This window comes from Algoriphagus halophilus, from assembly GCF_900129785.1.
Lineage (GTDB): Bacteria > Bacteroidota > Bacteroidia > Cytophagales > Cyclobacteriaceae > Algoriphagus > Algoriphagus halophilus.
Map to the genome: position 1 here is coordinate 840,400 of NZ_FSRC01000002.1, position 23,822 is coordinate 864,221.

20 protein-coding genes and 2 tRNA genes are annotated in these 23,822 nt (G+C 40.0%); 8 read left to right on the plus strand and 14 right to left on the minus strand.

Going from position 1 to position 23,822, the window contains the following annotated elements; genetic code table 11:
- Window positions 1-143: 143 nt before the first annotated feature.
- Genes BUR11_RS15460 through BUR11_RS15475 form a run of 4 tightly spaced genes read left to right on the plus strand, consistent with a single transcriptional unit; the run spans window position 144 to window position 3,624 of the window.
- Window positions 144-1,451, plus strand: coding sequence for a Gfo/Idh/MocA family protein (locus BUR11_RS15460; protein WP_074225873.1), 1,308 nt, complete (start codon window positions 144-146; stop codon window positions 1,449-1,451).
- 32 nt (window positions 1,452-1,483) lie between these two features.
- Window positions 1,484-2,707, plus strand: coding sequence for a redoxin domain-containing protein (locus tag BUR11_RS15465; RefSeq protein ID WP_084561005.1), 1,224 nt, complete (start codon window positions 1,484-1,486; stop codon window positions 2,705-2,707).
- Between the two features lie 57 nt (window positions 2,708-2,764).
- On the plus strand, window positions 2,765-3,205 hold the full coding sequence (locus BUR11_RS15470) for a MarR family winged helix-turn-helix transcriptional regulator (protein ID WP_074225874.1): 441 nt from the start codon (window positions 2,765-2,767) through the stop codon (window positions 3,203-3,205).
- Window positions 3,202-3,624: an organic hydroperoxide resistance protein gene (locus tag BUR11_RS15475; RefSeq protein WP_074225875.1), complete on the plus strand. Its 423-nt coding sequence runs from the start codon at window positions 3,202-3,204 to the stop codon at window positions 3,622-3,624. Before BUR11_RS15470 ends, BUR11_RS15475 begins: the two co-directional genes overlap by 4 nt.
- A gap of 105 nt (window positions 3,625-3,729) precedes the next feature.
- Here the strand turns inward: BUR11_RS15475 and BUR11_RS15480 are convergent, their stop codons facing one another.
- Entirely contained in the window at window positions 3,730-4,704 is a 975-nt protein-coding gene (locus BUR11_RS15480) for an NADPH:quinone oxidoreductase family protein (RefSeq protein ID WP_074225876.1), read from the minus strand.
- A 104-nt stretch (window positions 4,705-4,808) separates the two neighbouring features.
- On the opposite strand from BUR11_RS15480, the gene BUR11_RS15485 reads away from it, so the two are divergent.
- Together BUR11_RS15485 and BUR11_RS15490 are read left to right on the plus strand one after the other, a co-directional pair.
- Window positions 4,809-6,197: a dipeptidase gene (locus BUR11_RS15485; protein WP_074225877.1), complete on the plus strand. Its 1,389-nt coding sequence runs from the start codon at window positions 4,809-4,811 to the stop codon at window positions 6,195-6,197.
- Window positions 6,198-6,251: 54 nt separating this feature from the next.
- Window positions 6,252-8,318 (plus strand): protein-disulfide reductase DsbD family protein, encoded by a 2,067-nt coding sequence (locus tag BUR11_RS15490; protein WP_074225878.1) that lies wholly within the window; start codon window positions 6,252-6,254, stop codon window positions 8,316-8,318.
- A 69-nt stretch (window positions 8,319-8,387) separates the two neighbouring features.
- Here BUR11_RS15490 and BUR11_RS15495 read toward each other — a convergent pair whose 3' ends face one another.
- The 5 genes from BUR11_RS15495 to dapF form a co-directional block, all read right to left on the minus strand.
- Window positions 8,388-9,158: a S1/P1 nuclease gene (locus BUR11_RS15495; RefSeq protein WP_074225879.1), complete on the minus strand. Its 771-nt coding sequence runs from the start codon at window positions 9,156-9,158 to the stop codon at window positions 8,388-8,390.
- Window positions 9,159-9,216: 58 nt separating this feature from the next.
- Window positions 9,217-10,407 (minus strand): M20 metallopeptidase family protein, encoded by a 1,191-nt coding sequence (locus BUR11_RS15500; protein WP_074225880.1) that lies wholly within the window; start codon window positions 10,405-10,407, stop codon window positions 9,217-9,219.
- A complete protein-coding gene (locus BUR11_RS15505; RefSeq protein ID WP_074225881.1) occupies window positions 10,388-10,930 on the minus strand; it encodes a hypothetical protein in 543 nt (180 codons plus the stop codon). Before BUR11_RS15505 ends, BUR11_RS15500 begins: the two co-directional genes overlap by 20 nt.
- A gap of 11 nt (window positions 10,931-10,941) precedes the next feature.
- The gene (gene secA / locus BUR11_RS15510) at window positions 10,942-14,319 is read right to left on the minus strand and encodes a preprotein translocase subunit SecA (protein ID WP_074225882.1); all 3,378 of its coding nucleotides are present in this window, start codon (window positions 14,317-14,319) and stop codon (window positions 10,942-10,944) included.
- Window positions 14,320-14,417: 98 nt separating this feature from the next.
- Window positions 14,418-15,191, minus strand: a complete 774-nt coding sequence (dapF, locus tag BUR11_RS15515) for a diaminopimelate epimerase (protein WP_074225883.1) — start codon at window positions 15,189-15,191, stop codon at window positions 14,418-14,420.
- A 261-nt stretch (window positions 15,192-15,452) separates the two neighbouring features.
- Between dapF and BUR11_RS15520 the strand changes: the two genes are divergently transcribed.
- Window positions 15,453-15,920: a pyrophosphohydrolase domain-containing protein gene (locus BUR11_RS15520; protein ID WP_074225884.1), complete on the plus strand. Its 468-nt coding sequence runs from the start codon at window positions 15,453-15,455 to the stop codon at window positions 15,918-15,920.
- A gap of 1 nt (window position 15,921) precedes the next feature.
- Here BUR11_RS15520 and BUR11_RS15525 read toward each other — a convergent pair whose 3' ends face one another.
- From BUR11_RS15525 to mutS, 6 genes are all read right to left on the minus strand, one after another.
- Complete coding sequence (locus tag BUR11_RS15525) at window positions 15,922-16,788, minus strand: mechanosensitive ion channel family protein (protein WP_074225885.1); 867 nt, start codon at window positions 16,786-16,788, stop codon at window positions 15,922-15,924.
- A 62-nt stretch (window positions 16,789-16,850) separates the two neighbouring features.
- Window positions 16,851-18,302 (minus strand): betaine-aldehyde dehydrogenase, encoded by a 1,452-nt coding sequence (gene betB, locus BUR11_RS15530; protein WP_074226166.1) that lies wholly within the window; start codon window positions 18,300-18,302, stop codon window positions 16,851-16,853.
- A 178-nt stretch (window positions 18,303-18,480) separates the two neighbouring features.
- Window positions 18,481-18,564: transfer RNA gene (locus tag BUR11_RS15535), tRNA-Leu, on the minus strand.
- Window positions 18,565-18,631: 67 nt separating this feature from the next.
- Window positions 18,632-18,704: transfer RNA gene (locus BUR11_RS15540), tRNA-Gly, on the minus strand.
- Between the two features lie 126 nt (window positions 18,705-18,830).
- Window positions 18,831-19,640 carry a LuxR C-terminal-related transcriptional regulator gene (locus BUR11_RS15545; RefSeq protein WP_074225886.1) on the minus strand — a complete coding sequence of 270 codons (810 nt, stop codon included), beginning with the start codon at window positions 19,638-19,640 and terminating at the stop codon, window positions 18,831-18,833.
- A 53-nt stretch (window positions 19,641-19,693) separates the two neighbouring features.
- Complete coding sequence (gene mutS / locus BUR11_RS15550; protein WP_074225887.1) at window positions 19,694-22,300, minus strand: DNA mismatch repair protein MutS; 2,607 nt, start codon at window positions 22,298-22,300, stop codon at window positions 19,694-19,696.
- Between the two features lie 94 nt (window positions 22,301-22,394).
- Between mutS and BUR11_RS15555 the strand changes: the two genes are divergently transcribed.
- A complete protein-coding gene (locus BUR11_RS15555; protein ID WP_074225888.1) occupies window positions 22,395-22,928 on the plus strand; it encodes an RNA methyltransferase in 534 nt (177 codons plus the stop codon).
- Here BUR11_RS15555 and BUR11_RS15560 read toward each other — a convergent pair.
- Together BUR11_RS15560 and BUR11_RS15565 are read right to left on the minus strand one after the other, a co-directional pair.
- Window positions 22,925-23,332, minus strand: a complete 408-nt coding sequence (locus BUR11_RS15560; protein ID WP_074225889.1) for a hypothetical protein — start codon at window positions 23,330-23,332, stop codon at window positions 22,925-22,927. The genes BUR11_RS15555 and BUR11_RS15560 overlap by 4 nt on opposite strands.
- A 43-nt stretch (window positions 23,333-23,375) precedes the next feature.
- Window positions 23,376-23,822 (minus strand): PaaI family thioesterase, encoded by a 447-nt coding sequence (locus tag BUR11_RS15565; RefSeq protein ID WP_074225890.1) that lies wholly within the window; start codon window positions 23,820-23,822, stop codon window positions 23,376-23,378.

Here is a 23,822-nt window from a genome sequence, read left to right on the forward strand (position 1 = left end):
GAGAACCCTCTAGTAAGCCCAAACAAAGACCCCGGATACCTTTAGTCAAAATAAAGGCTGAAAATTTTACTAAACTTCAGAAAAACAGTAATTTATTTCCTCTAATTGTGAATAGACAATCAACAAACCCAAAATAAATACAAATGAGTAAATCTTCTTTTTCAAGAAGGAAGTTTATTGGGACTTCCCTTCTTAGCTCTATTGGTCTTAGTAGCATCCCTGCACTCTCTTTTGCCAATTCTAACCCTGCCTTTAAAAAAGACTCCGAAACCATCAAATTAGGCTTTATTGGGGTAGGCAGGCAGGCAATGGGACTGCTTAATAATATGATGAACAATCCTTCTGTGGATGTGATAGCAGGAGCAGATGTGTACGAAATAAAGCTACAGCGTTTCAAAGAACGTGTGGCGAGGAATTATCAGGAGCATCAGCGAGAGGCCAAAGAAGTTCGACTTTACGCAGACTACAAGGAATTATTGGCAAACCCGGAAGTAGATGCGGTAGTCATTGCATCCCCTGATCACTGGCATGCCATGATGGCAATTGATGCTTGCCACGCTGGAAAAGATATTTACCTTGAAAAGCCGCTGACATTTACCATTCATGAAGGACAGGAATTAATCAAAGCTGTAAGAGGAAATAATATTGTGTTGGCAGTAGGAAGTATGCAACGATCCGCAGCTAACTTCCAACATGCTGTACGAATGGTACAAAAAGGAAACCTTGGTAAAATTACTGAAGTGCTAGTCAATGTTGGAACTCCTCCACACCCTAAGCCTTATGACCTACCTAAGCAGGAAATTCCTACAGGATTAGACTGGAAAACTTGGACAGGTCCTCTTCCAGATATTCATTATAACGAAGAACTAAACCCTCCTATCAGTTTAAATCCTGAACAAAATGAAAAAGTTTGGGGAGCTTGGAGATGGTACGAAGAAACCGGAGGTGGATTGATGACCGATTGGGGTGCACATATGATCGACATAGCACAATGGGGAATTGGAATGGATAGAAACGGACCAGTGGAGATTATACCTGCAACAGATTCCAGTCCACTCACCTATTTTTATCCAAATGATGTAAAAATACATATCACTCCATTTGATGAGGGGCGCCAAGGAGTCAAGTTCTTTGGTGAAAAAGGCTGGATAAAAGTTTCACGTGGGCAATACGATACCAATGTTCCGGCATGTGAAAGAAAATTCAGTAATGAAGAAACCAGATTCAATGCTCATCACGTCGACTTTATCGATTCAGTTAAAATGAGAAAAGATCCTATTGTCCCTGTGGAAATAGGCCATAGTACTTGTACTTCCTGCACCCTGGGTAACATCGCTCATAAACTGGGAAGACCATTGAAATGGGATCCAACGAAACAAGTGTTTATCGATGATTTTGAAGCCAACACGCATTTGCATTACGTGTACCAGCATGGGTATACCTTAGGCTAATACTAGCATTCAAAACCTCCTTATCCTCTACTATGAAATCAAAGTTGAAAATTGTTCTCGTTGTTGAACTACTATTGCTTTTAACTTTTCTGCTGACAAAATGTAATAGCAAATCAGTTGATGAAATAGGAGGAGAACAGTCTGTTTCAGATCAGGGGGAGTCAAGTTTTGTAGCAAATCCTCAAATGGTGGAGGAAAAGCCAATTGGAAAATTGGCAATAGGAGATAAGGCCCCAGATTTTAACTTACCTGGGGTCGATGGCGATTTCCATCAACTCTCAGACTATCGTGAAGCAGATGTATTGGTAGTGAACTTTACCTGTAATCACTGCCCAACTGCACAAGCTTATGAAGATCGATTTATTCAAGCTGTGGAAGACTACAAAGGTAAAAACGTTGCTTTTGTAGCTATTTCCACTAATAGCCCCATCGCTATTCTTCCAGAGGAGTTGGGATATACCGACCTCAGTGATACCTATGAGGAAATGAAAATCAGGGCGAAGGACAAAGGCTATAATTTTCCTTATTTATATGACGGAGACCAACACGAATTTTCTTTGGCATATGGGCCCACTGCCACACCACATGTATTTGTATTCGAAAAGGATAGAAAATTGACCTATTCCGGAAGAATCGATGCTTCTGAAAAACCAGGCAGTGCGAATGCTGAGGATTTAAGAAATGCCATTGATTTGACTTTGCAGGGAGAAAGTCTTCCCCCTGATCAAGCTCAAACTCCATCTTTTGGCTGTTCTATGAAATGGGCCTGGAAAAATGAATACACCATTAAAACCAATAAAGCCTGGAAAGAAAAAGAAGTGAATTTGGAAAAATTATCGCCCTCTGAGTTAGTTGAACTTCTTAAAAATGATACAGATGAATTGCTACTTGTGAACTTCTGGGCTACTTGGTGTGGACCCTGTATTATTGAGTATCCTGAGTTTGTTACCCTTCAAAGAATGTATGGGGAACGTGATTTTCAATTCGTTTCCATAAGCATGGATAATCCAGATCAGGAAGCCAAAGCTTTGAAGTTTTTGAAAGGAAAAGCCTCTGCCTTACCCAATTACATCATGAACACCGATGACAAATATGAAGTGATCAAGGTGGTTGGAGAAAACTGGGACGGAAGTTTACCGATCACCTTGTTGGTGGAACCAGGAGGGGAAATAGCCTATTTCATTCCCGGAACCATTGATTTACTTGACCTCAAAAGACAAATTGTGGACCACCCATTAATCGGGAGATATTATTGAAAAACTTTGGATTAAGTTCTTATACAGTTAAATTGTATAAAATTTAATTTGTAGAAAATGGTCTCCCTTCATCAACTCTCACTTGGACTTTATAGTACGTCAAGGTTACTCATTCAACTTCTTCAAAACATCCTAAAAGAATATAATCTAACTTATCCTCAATATCTGACAATGACTGTGCTGTGGGAAGAGGATAGCCTCTTGGTAAAAGAAATAGGAGAAAGACTTCATTTAGACTCTGGAACGCTGACTCCTTTGTTGAAAAAATTGGAAGCAATGAATTACGTCAAGCGACAACGAGGAGAAGATGATGAACGAACTGTTCATATTGAGTTGACCTACCCTGGCAAATCACTTCAAACCAAAGTCGAGCAAGCCCTTCGGCCTTTAGAGGAAATTCTAAACGAAATCCCAGGATTGGAATTATCTGGTTTAAACTATTCCCTTCAAAACTTGTTAGAAAGCGTAGAAAAGCTAAAAAATTCTAAGAAGGAATGAAAAAATTAAAAGTTGATTATACTGCTATAGCTAGAAATACAGGAGGAAGAAAGGGTCATGTCAAATCAGATGATGGATTGTTGGATTTTGATGTAGCCATGCCCAAGGAAATTGGAGGCGAAGGTGGCAAAACGAATCCTGAACAATTATTAGCTGCGGCTTATTCTACATGTTTTGGAGGCGCGCTGGCTTCAGTCGCTCAAAAAGTAAGTTTGCGTGATTCTGAAATTACAGCCAAAGTACATTTAGGAAGTTTTGGTCCTGAAGATTATGGAATTGCGGTGGATATTTTTGTTAAAATCCCACATGCAAGTTCTTTAGAAGAGGCTCAGAAACTTGCCGATGCAGCGCATGAAATCTGTTTAATTTCCAAAGCCACCAGGGGAAATATTGAAGTTAATGTGACTGCTGTCAAATAAGAATTTCGCTCAAAATTTGTAGAATCCTTCTTGGACGTTGTCTTCCTCAACAGTTCACTACATAAAATTGAGATCAAGTAATTAATCAACCCGTGAAGCAACATTTTATAAGATGACCACGCCTTTACGATAGTTGCTACGGTCTTGAAGTTTCAATAGTGCCTCTTTTGCTCGATCGATTGGAAACTCCGCCACTTCTGGTCCTTTCAGTTTATCCTCCAAAATCCAGTCAATCAACTGATTTAGATTTTTCAAATTCAGTTCTTTTTCCAATTTGGAAAACTGTCCCCAAAATACCCCTAGAATAGAACAGCCCTTCAGCAATGGTAGATTCATCGGTATTTTGGGAATTTCCCCATTGGAGAATCCCACTATTAAATACCTTCCCTTCCAAGCCATTCCCCGAATCGCAGAATCTGTATAGTTCCCTCCAACAGGATCAAACACCACATCCACTCCTTTTCCATTTGTCAATTCTTTGATTTGGCTTTTTAAATTCTCTTCTTCATAGTTAATTAAAAAATCCGCACCCCGATCTTTACAAAGTTGAAGTTTCTCTGGAGTAGAAGCTCCTGCTATTACCTTGGCGCCCATCATTTTTGCAAGTTCCACAGCTGCTAACCCCACTCCACCAGCAGCTCCGAGCACAAGGACAGATTCTCCTGCTTTCAATTCAGCTCTATCTTTCAAGGCATGATAAGAAGTACTCATAGTATATAGCATGGTTGCCGCTGATTTAGCGTTTAATGAGTCAGGAAGTAAGAAAACCCGATCCGAATCTACAGCTACCTTCTCTGCAAAACCTCCCCAACGGCATAGCGCTAACACTGAATCTCCAATCTGAAAATTCGTCACATTTTTCCCTAAAGCAAGGACTTTTCCAGCTACTTCACCTCCTGGAGAAAAGGGAAGATCTGGCTTAAACTGATACTTGTTCTGGATCATCAGCAGATCTGGAAAATTCACCCCACATGCATTCACCTCTATTAAAACTTGGTTTTCCCCAACAATTGGGTCTGGCACTTCTCTTAATTCCAATAGATCAGGATCTCCAAATTGCTCACAAAGAATCGCTTTCATTCGTTTTTATAGAATTTCATAAAGAAGAAAAGTAGTATTTAAAGTAGGCAATTCCTCATTAAAAGGATAATTTTGAGCCTTGTATAACCCAATTATAAACTTCTATGGCCGTTTCAGATTTTATCCAGAATAATAAAGACCGTTTTTTAAATGAACTATTAGACTTATTGAGAATTCCATCAGTCAGTGCAGATCCTAAATTCAAAAATGATGTTTTTGCTGCTGCTGACTTTGTGAAGGAAAGCTTAATCAAAGCCGGAGCTGATACTGCAGAAATATGTGAGACCAAAGGGTATCCTATTGTCTATGGAGAAAAGATCATTAACCCGGAATTACCTACCGTTTTGGTTTATGGGCATTATGATGTACAACCTGCAGACCCTTACGAATTATGGGATTCTCCTCCATTTGAGCCGGTTATCAAAAAGACAGAAGAACATCCACAAGGAGCCATTTTCGCTAGAGGCTCAGCAGATGATAAAGGACAATTCTACATGCATATCAAAGCATTTGAAGCAATGATGGCCTCTGGAGATTTACCTTGCAATGTGAAGTTCATGATTGAAGGAGAAGAAGAAGTCGGCTCAGATAACCTGGACAAATTTGTAATTGAAAACAAGGAAAAATTAAAAGCTGATGTCATATTGATTTCAGACACTCATATGATCAGCATGAAAGACCCTTCCATCACGGTTGGACTTCGTGGCATGGCTTATATGGAAGTGGAAGTGACTGGAGCTAATAGAGACTTACATTCTGGAACCTATGGAGGGGCAGTAGCCAACCCTATCAATGTGCTCTGCGACATGATTTCTTCCATGAAGGATGAAAATGATCACATCACCATTCCAGGATTTTACGATAAAGTTGCAGAATTAACAGCAGAACAAAGAGCCAGGCTCAATGAAGCTCCTTTTGATCTGGATGAATACAAGAAGAAACTGAAAATAGCCGACGTTCAAGGTGAAAATGGATATACAACCATTGAACGAGTGGGTATCAGACCAACTTTAGATGTCAATGGTATTTGGGGAGGATATATTGGAGAAGGTGCAAAAACCGTGTTGCCATCCAAAGCCTCTGCTAAGATTTCCATGCGATTGGTCCCCAATCAGGATTGGCATGAAATCTCTGAGCTTTTCGAGAACTATTTCAGGTCTATGGCTCCGAAATCAGTAACTGTCAAGGTAATCGCGCATCATGGTGGTTCTCCAGCAGTGGTTTCCGATAGCTCGATTGGATATCAGGCAGCAGAGAAAGCCATGGAGCAGACTTTTGGAAAAAGACCTATTCCTACTAGAGAAGGCGGTTCTATCCCTATCGTTGCATTATTCCAAAAAGAACTGGAAACCGATCCTATTTTATTTGGTTTTGGTTTGGATACTGATGCATTACACTCACCCAATGAACACTATGGAGTAGCCAATTATTTTATTGGAATTGAAACTATTGCGGCTTTCTTCAAACATTTCAAAACTTTAAGTAGTCAGTAATTCAGGAACTTATTGCACTTCAATTTCCTTTCGAATACAATCATCCTTGAATACATGAAAATCAACAGATTTCTTCAGGTAGCTGTAGCATTTATCTTATTCCTGAGTCTAAACTCCCTTTCGGAGGCTCAGATTGTATCACCCCCAAGTTGGAACATTAGTTTGGAGCCTAATAAAACCGTTGTGGGTGAGGAATCTACACTAGTATTTGAAGCTCAGATACCCATAGGATGGTATGTTTACTCCAATGATTTTGATCCGGACTTAGGACCTAATTTGACTACCTTGGTTTTAGAGGAATCAGCAGATTATACGCTCTCAGGTTCTCTGACGCCTATTAATCCTAAAGAAAAGTTTGATCCTATCTGGGAAGGGGAAGTCACGTATTTTATGGGAAAAGGGAGGTTTGAGCAAAAGTTAATTGCGAATTCCGAATCTGGAACCATTAAAGGCTATTTGGAATACCAAATGTGCTCAGATGTCACCGGCCAATGTATCAACTATGAAGAAGATTTTGAAATTTCCTTCAATGCAGTCTCAGGAAGTAGCAGTGTAAATTCCGATGCAGCAGGTGAAGAACAGGCCGAATTAGATAGCCCATTTGATGTGGTAGAATCTGAATCTCCCTCTACAGATGCAGATGAGCAACAAGTTTCCACATTTACCACAGAAACTTCGGATTCAAGTGAATCCTTAATAGGTTTTATGGTCTTGGCATTCTTAGCAGGCTTAGCAGCATTGCTTACTCCTTGCGTGTTTCCCATGATCCCCATGACCGTCACCTTCTTTACTGGAAGGTCAAAATCCAAGGCAGCGGGAATACGACAAGCCTTTATATATGGGATTTCCATTATCGCAATTTATACCGTAGCCGGAACGGCAGTGGCCGCAATCCAAGGACCGGAATTTGCAAATTGGTTGGCAACCCACTGGGTACCCAACCTCTTCTTTTTCGGGGTTTTCATCTTCTTTGCCTTGGCTTTCTTAGGATTATTTGAAATAAATCTTCCATCCAGTTTTGTTAATAAAGTAGATGCCAAAGCTGAAAAAGGAGGCTTGGCTGGAGTATTCTTCATGGCCTTTACCTTAGTATTGGTTTCCTTTTCCTGCACAGGACCCATCGTCGGATCCATTTTGATTTCCTCCGCTGGTGGAGAACTCATCAAGCCGATTTTGGGAATGTTTGCATTCTCCATGGCATTTGCAATTCCATTTACCTTATTCGCCATATTTCCAGAGTGGATGAAATCCCTACCAAAATCCGGAGGTTGGCTGAATTCAGTGAAAGTAGTATTGGGATTTTTGGAGTTGGCCTTGGCCTTCAAATTCCTTTCCATTGCAGATCTGGTTTACCATTGGGGAATTTTGGATCGTGATATATTCTTGATCATCTGGATCGTCATCTTTGGAGCAATGGGACTTTACTTACTAGGAAAAATCCGATTGCCACATGATTCTCCATTGGAAACTATTGGGGTACCAAGACTAATTCTGGCGTTGGTAACCTTTATGTTTGTAGTGTACATGATACCAGGATTGTTTGGAGCACAGCTCAAATTATTAAGCGGTTACCTTCCTCCAATGACTACTCAAAACTTCTCTATAGCTTCAGGACTAGGATTAGAGTCGGACAGACCCATTTCTGACGAAACAGTCCTCTATTCTGATATTTTGGATATCCCTTATGGTATCCATGGCTACTTTGATTATGATCAAGCCATGGCAGCGGCCAAAAAAGCAGGGAAGCCCTTATTGATTGACTTTACTGGGCATGGCTGTGTCAACTGTCGTAAGATGGAAGAAAATGTTTGGGTAGATCCATCTGTTCTAAACAGGTTGAAAAATGACTTTGTCATGGCCGCATTGTACATTGATGAGCGCCTGGAACTTCCGGAAAGTGAATGGTATACCTCTGAATACGATGGAAAGGTCAAAAAGACCTTAGGTAAACAAAATGCCGATTTTCAGATCACTGAATTTAACAATAATGCCCAACCTTATTATGTGATTTTGGACCACAATGGAGCACTTTTAGCAAATCCTCATTCTTATGATACCGATATCTCCAACTTCGTGGAATTTCTGGATGGGGCTAAGAAGGAATTCGAAAAGAGAAAGTAATTAAAATGAAAAAGCTTCTGGAAGTGATATTTTCCAGAAGCTTTTTCGGCTAAATCTCTTTTTTAGTACTTAATAAATCTCCTCTAATATCTGAGCTAATCGTACACTCGCTGCAATTAATCGTTCCTCCACAATATCCCTAGTTTCATATCCATATTCGTAGGATATCTTTTTATTTTCAGGAAGATTATAAACCATCGGTCTCAAGCTTACCGCTTCTTTCAACCAATCATCGATGGTAGCTTTTCTATATTGATTTTCCATCTCAGAAGTAATTCTTCTGCTCAACTCATCTCCTATTTCCGTGTAAGACATCGCCCACCGATCAATCATTCCAGAATCCCATACCGAATGCAAATTGGTCGGTTGGTAAAAATACTCCAATTTAACATCGTTACCCCCCCGATCTTCACCAGTACCCACATGTAACGGTTGATGAATATCTTCAACAATATGAATTAGCATTTTTAACTTTTCTGCTTCTTCCTGAGGACTCAGGTTTCCAGCAATCAGTTCACCTTTCAATCTAAGGATTGCTTCATATGCATCGCCACCTTCTTCCTGAAGTTCAGGGTCATATTCTCCAGATTTACTGGTCAGGTAATGCCAAGAATACGCATAGTTGTAAGATCTGTCAGATTTGATTTCATCCATCCAAGTACCGCTTCTTCCCAAGCTCATGGGGCCTAGCACTTGCTCAACTTTCTTTCGAGTTGAGTTTTTCAACTGCATATTAGCCATATAGCCTATCAAATAATGGCCAAGTTGTCCCCAGGCGAAAACCTGTGACCCCATCATTGACATGATCAGGGTCAAGATGATAGATTTGATGAATTTCATACCAATAAATTTAGTCCTAAATCTAAGGGGAAAATAAAAAGAAGAGGTAAACTGAATATTAAGAATTTTGCAATTCTGAAACTGCCAACCAAGCCATCAAACCTGCACCAATTTCCAAGGCATCTTCTTCAATGTCAAAAGTTGGAGTGTGAACTCCAGAAGTGATCCCTTTTGCCTCATTTCTGGTTCCTAATCTATAAAAACAACCGTTGATCTCTTGAGAGTAATAGGCGAAATCCTCTGCAGCCATCCAGATATCCAAATCCAATACATTTTCCTTTCCTAAGTATTCAATGGCAGCTTGCTGTGACCTATCTGTTAATTCTGGATCATTTTTTAAAAATGGATATCCCTTTCGGATTTCGAAATCCAGTTCTCCTCCCATCCCTTCTACAATCCCATGAGCGATCTGAAGCATTTTTCCATGTGCTTTCGCCCGCCATTCTTCATTGAGCGTTCTGAACGTTCCCTGAATCTTTACTTCATTTGGAATCACATTCGTGGCTCCTAAGGCTTCAAATCGTCCAAAAGAAAGAACTGATGGGATTTTAGGACTAGCCGCTCTACTCACCACTTGTTGTAAAGCCACAATCATATGAGAAGCAATCAATACTGGGTCAATCAAGGTTTCAGGCATAGCTCCATGCCCTCCTTTTCCTTTGACAGTGACATAGATTTCGTCGGCACTAGCCATGTAAATTCCTTTTCTGAAACCTACTTTACCGGCATCAATAAAAGGCATCACATGCTGGCCAATAATTCCGGCAGGTCTTGGATCCTCTAGAACTTTATCTTTGATCATTAATGAAGCTCCACCAGGTACTACCTCTTCTCCTGGTTGAAAAATCAATTTGATGGATCCTTCAAAGTCGTCTTTAACTTCATTGAGGATTTTAGCTGCTCCCAATAAAGAAGCCGTATGTGCATCATGCCCACAGGCATGCATTACCCCAACATTTTTGGATTTATAAGGTACATCATTAGCTTCTATGATCGGCAAGGCATCCATATCTGCTCGAAGTGCCACTACTTTTTTGTTTGGATTTTTACCTTCGATCAAAGCTGACCAGCCTGTGGTAGCTTTTTTATCAATCTTGGTAATCCCTAAACCCTTGAGCTTTTCTTCCACAAAAGCAGAGGTCTTAAACTCGGCATAGGATAGTTCTGGATTGGCATGCAGATGTCTGCGGTTCGCAATAACTTCTTCTTTATAGGCCTTGGCCAGTGACTTAATTTTGTCCTTCAGCATTCGAATCTAAGATTTCAGGGGCTTCATATTCTTTTCTCTGAAATCTATCCTGAATAATTCTTGCAGTAGGAAACTGAGATTTGATCAGTGAAAAGCTCTTATGAGCCTCTATTTTATAATTAAACTTACCCACCTTTACCAAATAGCGGGGTTCTTGGTATTGCATTTCAGCCTTTATATCAGGAAAATATTCCTTCAATTCATCTTGTGTCTCAAATGCTTTTGTTCGGTCAATTCCAGAGTAAACCAATACCGAATACCCATTAAAATAAGGCTCAGTAATATTTCTATCATAGATTTCTTGAATCTTCTGGTCTAACTCTCCATCCACCGTTTTCACGGAAGTATTGGCATTGGCATTGGATTGAGCTGCCAATTCAGCTTCATAATTAGGGTATACAGGCAATGAACTCGTCAGATTTTCTTGGTAAGAAGCATAAGCAGAGGCACCACCAGAAGCGGACTTACTGGAATTACAACCTACTACAATGACTACTAATCCGAGAACCCAAACTGCTTTCATAATCTGTTTCTTTAATCGATAATAATACACTTACCTTCCTGAATATCCTGCTCGACGCTTTTATATTTCACATCTGATTTGGTAGTTCCATTGGTATATTGAACATTCACCCGATCATTTCTTCCATAAGCTTTGTCAGACTTTCTTGGAGCAACTACTTGAGGAGCTGGTCTTCCTGCACTTGCCGCTGCAGCAGCAGCTCTATTTGCACCTGGATTCAAGGTACTGGAAACTTCTGCTTTGCTAGCTTGTCCCTGTGGCTCTGCCGCTCCAGGAGGCTGCGCCGCATTCACTTGACTAGGGTCTTGTTTTGGTAAATCCGCTCTTGAAATGAATGAAATCACATCTTCATTCAATTTACCGATGAACCGCTTGAACATTTCAAATGCTTCAAACTTATAAATCAATAACGGATCTTTTTGCTCATACACTGCATTCTGAACTGACTGCTTCAAGTCATCCATATCTCGCAGATGCTCTTTCCAGTTTTGATCAATGATCGCCAAGGTCACGTTCTTTTCAATGGATCGGATCAATTCACGACCTTCACTATTGATCATTCCTTCAAGATTTACGACTACTCCAATCTGCTTGATGCCATCAGAAATCGGAACCATGATGTCTTTCACGGTAGCTCCTCTTTCTTCCTGAACCTTCTTGAAGATTGGGAGCGCAGTGCTCATGATCAACTCATTCTTTTTCTGGTAATTATCAAAGGCCGCTTCATACAACTCTTGAGTCAAAGTTGCGGAATCCTTAGATTTCAAATCACTTTCAGAAATCTGATAATCCAAGCCTAAAGACGTAAAGACATTCAATCTCAAATCTTCAGGATCACCAGTAGATTTTCCCATTTCGATGTTGCTTTCGCATACATCATACATGATATTCAATATATCTAACTCCAGACGGTCTCCTTTTAGTGCATTTCTTCTTCTTTTATACACTACTTCACGCTGTGAGTTCATCACATCATCATACTCTAGCAACCTCTTTCTGGTACCAAAGTTGTTTTCTTCAACTTTCGTTTGAGCACGCTCAATGGATTTGGTAATCATGCTATGTTGAATTACCTCTCCTTCTTCAAGCCCCATTCGATCCATTAACTTGGCAATTCGATCCGAGCCAAATAGACGCATTAAGCTATCTTCCAGAGAAACAAAGAATTGAGAAGAACCCACATCACCTTGACGTCCAGCACGACCTCTCAACTGTCTATCGACCCGTCTGGATTCGTGTCTTTCGGTACCTATAATGGCTAAACCTCCTGCTTTTTTAGATTCATCCGAAAGTTTAATATCAGTACCACGACCTGCCATGTTGGTAGCAATGGTTACGGTTCCTGCTTGACCCGCAGCAGCAACTACATCTGCTTCCTTCGCGTGTTGCTTCGCATTCAATACCTGATGAGGTATTTTCTTCAGAGTAAGCATTCTACTTAGCACCTCTGAAATTTCCACTGAAGTTGTACCCACCAACACAGGTCTTCCTGCTGCTACCAATTCATTGATTTCATCTACAACCGCATTGAATTTCTCACGGACGGTTTTATAAACTTTATCTTCTCTATCTGAACGTTGGATTACTCTGTTGGTAGGAATAACTACCACGTCCAATTTATAAATCTCCCAGAATTCCCCAGCTTCAGTTTCTGCTGTACCAGTCATACCAGCCAACTTATGGTACATTCTGAAATAGTTCTGTAAGGTAATCGTCGCGTAAGTTTGAGTGGCATCCTCCACCTTCACGTTTTCCTTCGCTTCTATCGCCTGGTGTAAGCCATCGGAATATCTTCTACCCTCCATGACACGACCTGTTTGCTCATCCACGATCTTCACTTTTCCATCCACAATGATGTACTCTGTGTCTCGTTCAAACATACAATAGGCCTTTAGCAATTGATTTACTGTATGAATACGTTGGGCTTTTACTCCATAGTCTTTGATGACTTCTTCTTTTCGAACCAACTTCTCTTTATCATCCAAGGAATCATCTTTTTCCAAGTCTGCGATTACTACACCGATATCCGGCAAAATGAAAAACTCTGCATTTTCATTCTTGGTAGTCATCGTATCTATCCCACGATCCGTCAAATCAACCACATTGGTTTTTTCATCAATCGTAAACAATAATGGCTCATCTGCCTCAGGCATGTTTCGCTTATTGTCCTGTAGGTAGTAGTTTTCTGTTTTTTGAAGAATTACCCGAATACCTGGCTCAGAAAGGTATTTGATCAATGGCTTGTATTTAGGCATCCCTCTGAAGGCTCTAAATAATGCCAATCCCCCTTCTTTTTCATTGCCTTCTGCCAATAATTTCTTAGCAGAGGTAAGGTACCCTTGAACTAATTTTCTTTGTTCGTCCACCAAAGTGGCCACACGAGGTTTCATGTCATCAAACTCATGCACATCGCCTTTTGGTACAGGACCGGAAATAATCAATGGAGTCCTTGCATCATCAATCAATACGGAATCGACCTCATCGACCATGGCAAAATGATGCTTGCCTTGAACTAAGTCTCCGCCATCACGAGCCATGTTGTCACGTAAATAGTCAAATCCAAATTCGTTATTGGTACCATACACGATATCACATGCATAGGCTTTCTTTCTTCCAGCTGAATTCGGTTGGTATTTATCAATGCAGTCTACAGACAACCCATGGAATTCAAAAAGTGGAGCATTCCATTCGGAGTCACGTTTCGCCAGATAATCATTGACTGTTACAATGTGAACTCCTCTTCCTGCCAAGGCATTAAGGTACGCAGGAAGTGTGGAAACCAAGGTTTTACCCTCTCCAGTAGCCATCTCTGCAATTTTACCACTATGTAAAACCATCCCACCGATTAGCTGAACATCGTAGTGGACCATATCCCAAACTACTTCGTTACCTGCTGCCAACCAAGTGTTGTGCCAGATGGCATGATCTCCATCGATTTCTACATTTTGCTTGCGCGCAGCCAGTTCACGGTCATTTAAGTTGGCTGTAACTTTCAGCTGCTTATTTTCTTTGAATCTTCTTGCGGTCTCTTTCACTACCGCAAACGCCGTAGGCATTACCTCCAATAGCACCTCTTCCAAAGATTCATCCCGCTGCTTTTCCAGTTGATCAATTTCGTTGAAAAGTTGATCCTTTTGATGAATTGCATTCGCAGGAAGTTCATTGATTTTAATTCTTATCTCTCCAATGCTATCGTCGATTGTTTTGAGTTTAGCATCAATGATACCTTTGATTTCAGCAGTCTTTGCCCGCAACTCATCGTCACTGAGGGAAGCAAAGCTTTTAAAGATCTTATTGATCTCTTCTACTTTTGGGGTTAATTCTTTAATATCTCTATCGGACTTAGTACCGAATACTTTCGCGAGTCCTTTGGCAATTAATTCTAACATGTCGAGTGAATGTGATTCTCAAATCGGGCTCTAAAATTAAGCCCTTTTTATTACAATTGATAATGATATCCAGTTAGTACTGAATGATCCTTTTTCTCCTAAATTTTAATTGTTCCGCTAAACACTTGCTCTGCAGGACCGATTAACCAAATATCGGAAAATCCTCCTGATGGCTTTGAGGTAAATTTAACGGATAACTTCCCACCAAGGGTATTAATTTTTATTTCAGCGGCTGGAAGATCCTTTCCATAGACCAACGCAGCAGCAGTCACTCCAGTCCCGCAAGAAAGGGTTTCATTTTCTACACCCCGTTCATAGGTTCTTACGAATATCTCATCTTCGGAAATTGCCTCCACAAAGTTGACATTGGTACCTCCGGGAGCATAAGTGGAACTGTATCTCACTTCTTTACCTTCAGCAAAAACTGGATAATCAGAAACCGCTTTTACTAAACGAATATGATGAGGGGAACCGGTATTGACGAAATAATCCTGCTCTTTGGATTCAATGCCGCTCACATCTCCCATTAATAATTGGACTAAACCGTCTTTGATTACCGCATCATGGGCACCATCAATCGCAAGAAAATGAGTCTTGGAGGTTACGATTCCCAAAAATGCAGAAAAAGCAACAGCACAACGTGCTCCATTCCCACACATACTCTGCGACCCATCGGCATTGAAATAAATCATTTCAAAATCATAATCTGGATGATTCCGAATCAAAATCAATCCATCGGCTCCTATTCCAAACTTACGGTCGCATAACTTTGAAACCAGCTCCAAATCAGAAACATCAAATGACTCAGAACGATCATCGATCATTACAAAATCATTTCCTGTTCCTTGATATTTATAAAAGGTAATTTCCATGGAATTATAATTCTAGCAACTTGGTTCAAAAATTCAACCAACTGCCATATAGATTGCAAACTTAATCAACTTGTCACAAAATCAGACTTATTGTCTGATTCTCAATTTCAAAAACGGCAGAAATAGCACTAGTACACAGCCCATTTCGAATATATAAGGGCTATTTCCATGCAGTTTATCTATTTGCAGGAATAAAAGCTTTTTCTAAGACCGGTAATTCCAGTCTTTTTCATTTATTTCGAACAATCATTAAAATAAAACATGCAAGATCCAAAGTCACTTACCTCAGTCGCTTTATTTCACGAGACATTCAAACATCCAGTTTTAGCTGAACCTACCATTCCTTCCGATACACGCTGTAATCTCCGTGTTTCCTTATTGGCAGAAGAGCTAAGAGAATTGGAAGAAGCGATTGAAAACAAAGACCTGGTTGAAATTGCCGATGCTCTTTGTGATTTACAATACGTATTATCCGGTGCCATCCTAGAGTTTGGGTTAGGTGAAAAATTCAAAACCCTATTTGATGAGGTTCAGCGCTCCAATATGAGTAAAGCTTGTAAATCAGAAGAAGAAGCGAAAGCTACCGTCGCACATTATGAAGCAAAGGGAACTCCTTGCTTTTATGAAAAAGAAGGGGATTTGTATCTAGTGTTCAGAGAAGGGGATCATAAAACCCTCAAATCCGTCAACTATTCTCCTGCAGACTTAGCCGGTATCCTCAATAAATAAATTAAGAAGTCTTCAGGCTTTTGCCCTGATGATTTTTCAACTCAATGATCTTGGCCGGCATATTATAGCCGGCCTTTTCTAATACTGTCAATACCTTAATGATTGCATTACTTTTTACTACTGCATCAGAAATAGAACGCTCAAAGGTATCTACCCAAAATGTTACTTGGATATTTAAGGTACTTTCTGCTAAATCAACCACCCAAACATTTGGGGATTTAACTCCCTGCAAGACACCTGGAACAAGGATAATGGAAGATTGAATCAATTCAACTGCCCCTTGATAATCGGATCCATAATCCAGACCAATGATAAAATCATATCGAAGGAATCCATCAATGGTAAAATTGGTCAATGGGTTTTTTAGAATGACTCCATTCGGAATAAATACATCTTTTCCATCTGCCGTTTTAATTTGAGTATCTCTCAGGTTAAGGGTAAGTACCTGTCCCCTCATCCCAATGATATCTACCAAATCGCCCACGCGAAAAGGTCTTTTGAAGGCGAGTATAATCCCAGCTAAAAAATTTTCCCCAATATCTTTCAAGGCAAAGCCAATGATAAAAGCGGAAATTCCTGCTCCTGCCAATAAGCCTGAGACCACTCCGGATAAACCGATGATTCTAAGGACGATCAACAGACCTGCCAAGATAACCAAAGCACTGGCAATCCCAGCAAGAAAATTTGCCAATAAATCATCGTCCATTCGCTTAATTAAACGAACCCTAAGAAAGGTTTTAGATTTTCTAGCGAAAAAAACAAATAATAAAAAGACGCCTAAAGCCACACCAGCAACGAGCAATCCGTTTTTGAGGGTAGGCCAATCAGTAGCAAAAAATTCCAATTCCTTCATTGCTGTAAAATACAAAAAGTCATTCAGATTAGCGTTTTCTGCTCAATCAATGTAGAAATAAGGCGGCCTTTCTTGTATTAAAAGGGATTACCAAGGTCTTTCATTGCCACATACACGGTTTTCAATTGGGAATAATGCTCGATGGCTGCCAAGCCATTTTCCCTTCCAATCCCAGATTGTTTATAGCCCCCAAATGGGATTTCAACAGGATTGATATTGTAAGTATTAATCCAACACATCCCTGCTTGAAGTCCTGCTACCATACGGTGGGCTCTTCGCAAATCATTGGTATAGACGCCTGCAGCTAAACCAAACTCGGTATCATTGGCACGTTGTAAAACCTCTGACTCCTCTTTGAAAGTCAAGATAGTCATGACTGGACCAAAAATTTCCTCTTGAACGATCTCGCAATCATCCACTTTGCTTTCAAAAATGGTAGGTTCTATGAAATAACCTCCTTCACAACCTAGAACCTTGATTTGCTTTCCACCATAGATTAATTCCGCTCCTTGCTTTTTGCCCAAATCAATGTAGCCCATGACTTTTTCAAAATGGGTTTTATTGATTAGTGCACCTATTTGGGTTTCTGGGTCTGATGGGTTCCCCACTTTGAGCTGTTTCGCCTTTTCGACAAGGGTCGCTATAAATTTTTCGCGGATAGTTTCATGCACAAAAACGCGAGTTCCATTGCTGCATATTTCTCCTTGAGTGTAAAAATTGCCAAGCATGGCTCCGTTTACCGCTTCATCAATATCGGCATCTTCAAAAATAATTATGGGTGATTTACCTCCTAATTCCAAGGTAACATGCTTCAAGGTAGCAGCAGAAGCTGCCATGACCTTTTTACCCGTTCCTACTTCTCCGGTAATAGAAACCTTGGCAATTGCTGGATGGGCAGTCATCATTTGACCTACCTCTCCATCGCCTTGGATCACGTTGAAAACTCCATCTGGCATTCCTGCTTCTTTGAAAACATCTCCCAATAGATAAGCAGATAACGGAGTCAGTTCAGCAGGTTTAAAAATCATAACGTTCCCACAAGCTAAAGCAGGTGCTGCTTTCCAGCAAGCGATTTGGATAGGATAGTTCCATGCTCCAATACCGGCACAAATCCCCAACGGTTCTCTTTTGGTGTAGGCAAAATCTCCTCCCAATTCAAAATGCTCTCCATGTAAAGTAGGCGCTAACCCTGCATAATATTCCAAACAATCTGCTCCGGAAATTACATCTACCGCCACTGCTTCTTTAAGGGGTTTACCAGAATCCTGAGATTCCAACAGAGCTAATTCCTCATTTTTCTCACGTAACAAGGCAGAAGCTTTATGTAAAATTCTCCCTCTCTCAGTGGGAGACATGGCAGACCATACTTTGAAACCTCTTTTCGCGGACTCGATTGCTTTTTCAAAATCTTCCAAAGAAGCACTGGTGACTTGATGGGTTTTTTGACCGGTGGCAGGATTGAAGTTATCAAAGCTCTTACCTGTTCCGTTGACTGACTTATTATCTATATATAATGGGATGGTTTGCATTTTTGGAGATTTAATGGCCTTTTGGGATCGTTTTTCGTGAAACAAAGGTAAAAGTTGAATGGTCATTCAAATTTATAGGTCTTATCATCCTGACCCAAAAAAGTAGCGATTGAATTTTAAAAAATAAATCTCGAACCGAGTAAAATACAAAAAGCCCCACATTGCTGTGAGGCTTTTGTACCAGGAGCGGGAATCGAACCCGCACGGCCGTGAAGCCACAAGATTTTAAGTCTTGCGTGTCTACCTATTCCACCATCCCGGCTTCACTCCAACGATTCGGAGCTACTTAAACTCTAAACAAGAAAGCCCTTGAATCAAGGGCTTCTTAGAGCGAGAGACGAGATTCGAACTCGCGACCCCGACCTTGGCAAGGTCGTGCTCTACCAGCTGAGCTACTCTCGCTTTTTCAAAACTCAAACGATCTTTGAGCGAATTGTGGATGCAAAGGTAAGATCGTTAAATAAATTTACAAGTATTGTTCATGAATTTTTTTTCCTTTTTCTTTCGAGATTCTCTGATAAAGTTGATTTACAGCACCATATCAAAGTCATAGGAAGCAATAATTTTTATCATTTCCCCCAAGTTTTTTGCTCCCAACTTCCTTAATATATTCTTTCGGTGGGTGGAAACCGTATTAAAGGAGATATTCAATTTTTCACTGATTTCTTTGGATCCTAGCCCATCCAAAATCAAGCTAACAATTTCTTTCTCCTTTTTGGTCAAGGAAATCTCCCGGTTTGAAGGAGAATTTTTACTCACAAAAATCCTAGTTCCATCATCTTTTACATAGGAATAATTCCAGTCGTAATTTTTGGTCTTAGGCGGGGTATGCAGTTTCACAATGATATGTAAATCCATCGCAAAATTACCAGCCGAATCGATCAAATAAGGTTTCACCCTTCCCATCATCCAAAAAACTTCCTGGGTAGTTCTATGGACCCATCTGGTAGTATAAGAAAACTCAAATCGATGTCTCTCCGGAATGGAAAGCTGATGAAAAGCATCAAGCACAATCTTCTGGAAACGAAAAAGTTCTTCCCTATCGTCTGGATGAATCATAGTAAAAGAGGTTTCCATCCCTTTCGATTTAAACATCGAAGCAGGATAACCTGTCAACTCCTCTATATTTCCAGTAAAGAATCCTAAACTTAAATTTCGATAATCAAAACATGCGATGACTAAACCTTCTCTCATCCCGATATTTTGACTGAGAACTTCAAGATCAGCAAGCATCTTTTCCTCATTAGGAGAATCTTTAAACTCCTGCTCTTTCCACGAGTGAAAAAATTTTGAATATTTATCCTGCTTTTTCAGGTCCTTCAAAAGCACCTTATCCATAAACTCTGCTTCCTTGGTTAAACTCCTTCCTAATATACATATTTACCAATCAACTACCCTTCTAATTTTTTCTTAATCTCATGTAATTTCAATAGCGCCTCTATAGGAGAAATGGCATTGATATCTATTTGCTCTATTAACTCCTTGGCCTCTTGAATTTTAGGATCAATCTCAAATAAACTTAATTGATAATTGTTTTTAGGAATAGATTTAATGTTTTCGTTTTTCTCATTGACGGCTTTGTCTTTTTCCAAGTGACTCATAATTTCTGAGGCCCTCAAGACAACCGGATTAGGCATGCCCGCCATTTGTGCCACATGAATACCAAAGCTATGTTCACTTCCCCCTTCCTTCAATTTTCTCATGAAAATGACCTTATTTCCCACTTCCTTTACTGAAACATTAAAGTTCTTTATTCTTGGAAAATCTTCTGTAAGTTGGTTTAACTCATGATAATGCGTTGCAAATAGTGTCTTCGCTTTAAAATTTGGATGATTATGTAGGTATTCCACGATGGACCAAGCAATGGAAATCCCATCGTACGTAGAAGTACCTCTGCCAATTTCATCCATCAAGACCAAACTACGGTTAGATAGATTATTCAAAATACTAGCCGTTTCCGTCATTTCTACCATAAATGTAGACTCTCCCTTCGATAGATTATCGGATGCCCCAACTCTTGTAAAAACCTTGTCAATAATTCCCACGCGTGCAAAAGAAGCTGGAACAAAACTTCCCATTTGGGCCATCAAAACAATCAAAGCTGTTTGTCTTAACAAGGCCGATTTACCTGCCATGTTAGGACCGGTTATAATCATGATTTGTTGGCTGTCATGGTCCAAATAAATGTCATTTGGAACATAATTCTCTCCTAATGGTAGTTGCTTCTCAATCACGGGGTGACGACCATCTTTAAATTCCAAGGTTTCTGTATCTGAAACTTTTGGCCTGGTGTAAGAATTAGTCAGCGCTACTTGAGCAAAGGATAATAACACATCCAGCGTACCTACCACTCGTGCATTTTGCTGAATTTGAGTAACATATTTAGCAGTTTCCTGGACCAATTCTAAAAAATACTTTTGCTCTAAGCCCACTAATCTCTCTTCTGCATGGAGGATCTTCTCCTCATAATCCTTTAACTCTGGAGTAATATATCGCTCAGCATTGACCAAAGTTTGTTTTCTGATCCATTCTTGAGGAACCTTATCTTTATGTGCGTGTGTAACCTCCAGGTAATAGCCAAAGACTTTGTTAAAGGCGATTTTTAATGAAGTAATTCCTGTATTCTGAACCTCACGTTGCTGAAGTTGAACCAAAAAGTCCTTTCCGGTATTGGCGAGATTTCTATACTCATCCAATTCATCATCTACCCCATCTTTGATAATACCTCCTTGGTGCGTCAACATAGGAGCGTCTTCTTTGAGCTCTTTGACAATTTTTTCCAACAAAAATTCACAGAGATTGAGTTGATCTGATAGTCTTTTTAGAGTTGGATTTTCCTGACTTTTTAAAAGCTCCTTGATAGGAATAAGCGCTTTTAAGGCTCTTTTGATCTGATTGATCTCTCTTGGATTGGCTCTTCCTACCACTACTTTGGATATCAAGCGCTCCAAATCTCCAATATGTTTGAGCTCTTGTACGATATTTTCTATCAATACTGAGTTTTGATAGAAGAAGTCTACAACGTTCAGTCTTTCCTCGATGGCTCCTTTGTCTTTTAGAGGCAACACCATCCATTTTTTCATCATTCTGGAGCCCATGGGTGTGACCGTTTGATCCAATATCTGAATCAAAGGAACTCCTCCCTCATGCTGAGCATAGACCAACTCCAAATTCCGGATAGTAAACTTATCCAACCATACATATTTCTCCTCGGCAATTCTGGAAATGGCTGAGATATGTTGAATTTCTTTATGTTCCGTCTCTTCCAGGTAATATAAAATCGCTCCCGCTGCGATTATCCCTAATTCTTGATCTTCAATTCCAAAACCTTTTAAGTTCGCGGTCCCAAAATGCCCTTTTAGTTTCTCATAGGTAAAGTCATATTGGAATACCCAATCTTCACAATGAAATGTGATAAAATCATCCTTTAAGAGTTCTTGAGCAGCTTTTTTAGCAGCTTTGGAGTAAATAATTTCTGAAGGAGCAAAGCTTTGTATCAGCTTTTCCAAATAAGATGCGGAACCTTCAGCGCACATGAATTCACCTGTGGACAGGTCAAGAAATGAAATTCCATGCGTATCCTTTCCAAAATGGATGGATGCCAAATAATTATTTCGTTTGGTATCTAGTACCTGATCATTAAAGGAAAGACCTGGAGTTACTAATTCGGTCACGCCTCTCTTCACGATTCCTTTGACGGACTTCGGATCTTCCAATTGGTCACAAATTGCAACCCTATTTCCCGCTCTTACCAATTTGGGTAAATAAGTATCAAGGGAATGGTGAGGAAAACCAGCCAATTCAATATGAGAAGCAGAGCCATTTGCTCTTTTTGTCAAAACAATGTCCAGCACCTTACTCGCTTTGACTGCATCTTCACCAAAAGTTTCATAAAAATCCCCTACCCGAAACAGCAATAAGGCGCCTGGATGTTTGGCTTTAATGGCATTATACTGCTTCATTAAAGGGGTTTCTTTGCCATCTTTGGATTTGCTCATGGGAGGGTATGCTTACTTTATACTATTTTTGCTCGGGTTATTCATTTAGAATAAAACCTGAAAATAAGGCAATCCGCAAGCAGAACAAAAGGCGATGAAAAAATTAAGTATGGAAGAGCTCAACAGGCTCTCAATTGAAGATTACAAAAAAGCAGGAAAAAGCCCGATAGTCCTTGTTTTGGATAATGTGAGAAGCCTGAATAATGTGGGTTCAGCTTTTCGAACAGGGGATGCCTTTCGTGTTGAAAAAATTTTTCTTTGTGGAATCACTGGAACACCTCCGCATCGGGACATTCAAAAAACTGCTTTAGGAGCCACAGAATCGGTGGAATGGAGTTATTCTGAAAGCACAGTTGAAGCTATTACCCAATTAAAAGCGGAGGGATATAAAATCTGTGCCTTGGAACAGGTAGATAATTCTATTTTTTTAAATGAATATCAACCAGAAAAAACAGATAAAATTGCACTGATTTTCGGAAATGAAGTGTTTGGAGTGGAAGACGAGGTACTTGAAAAATGCGATCATATCCTCGAAATTCCTCAATTGGGGACTAAGCATTCCTTAAATATCTCTGTCACCTTAGGGATAGCCGTTTGGGATATGATGGTAAAGCTAAAGCAGTTTTAGTTTTTGTTAAACCGATATCGGATGCCGGTAGAACCCCTAAGAATGCTCACCTCTCCAATTATTCCAGCGATTTCCATTTGAAAACCAAAATTTTTGTTCTCAAAGGGGTAAATATTTAAACCTGCCGGTATAACTAAGCCTGAAAAATAATTCACCCTTCCACCAAGACCTCCATATAATTGAACTGTTTCATTTTGGAAAAAGGAATAATTGACAGCCAGTTCCAAGCCGGTAAATTCAAAACTATTATCTACATCTACCCTGAATTCCGGAAGCCAATTGTCCCCTAATTGACGATTCACCCCAATAAAAGGCCGATTACTTAAATGAAATGCGGTTGTCCACTGGGCCTGCGCTAAGGAAGCGGTGCCAATAAAAATAAACATAAAAAATATTCGCTTCATGTCTTAAGATTTAGTTGATCTAAAGCTTTACGGAACCTTCTCCTTAAAGTTTTAAATCACTCATCTTAACATGGGTTTTGATCATATTCGAGCTCGCTTTGGCTACGATTTTACCGTTATTTTTTCTAATTACCGCTTCCCAATGGTTTATATTCGCCCCTGATCGTACGAGGTCGGCTGTAAGATCCAAATCTTCTCCAATTTGAGCAGAGGAAAGAAAGTCTACACTTAGATTGATACTGGTCATTAAATATTCTGTACCAGTCACAAAATTTGCCATTCCTATTGCATCATCCAACATCAAAGATGCAACTCCTCCATGAAGAATTCTGGCCGGATTGCACATATCTGGCCTAACTTGATACCTCACTTTAATGTGGGATTTTGAAACTTCTAAAAGTGTTCCTTCTAGCCAATTTCCTGCTGATGAAGGGGTATGATCCAATTTTTTCCCGATAAGGGAGGTAAAGAAGTCTAAAGGCGTGGGCAT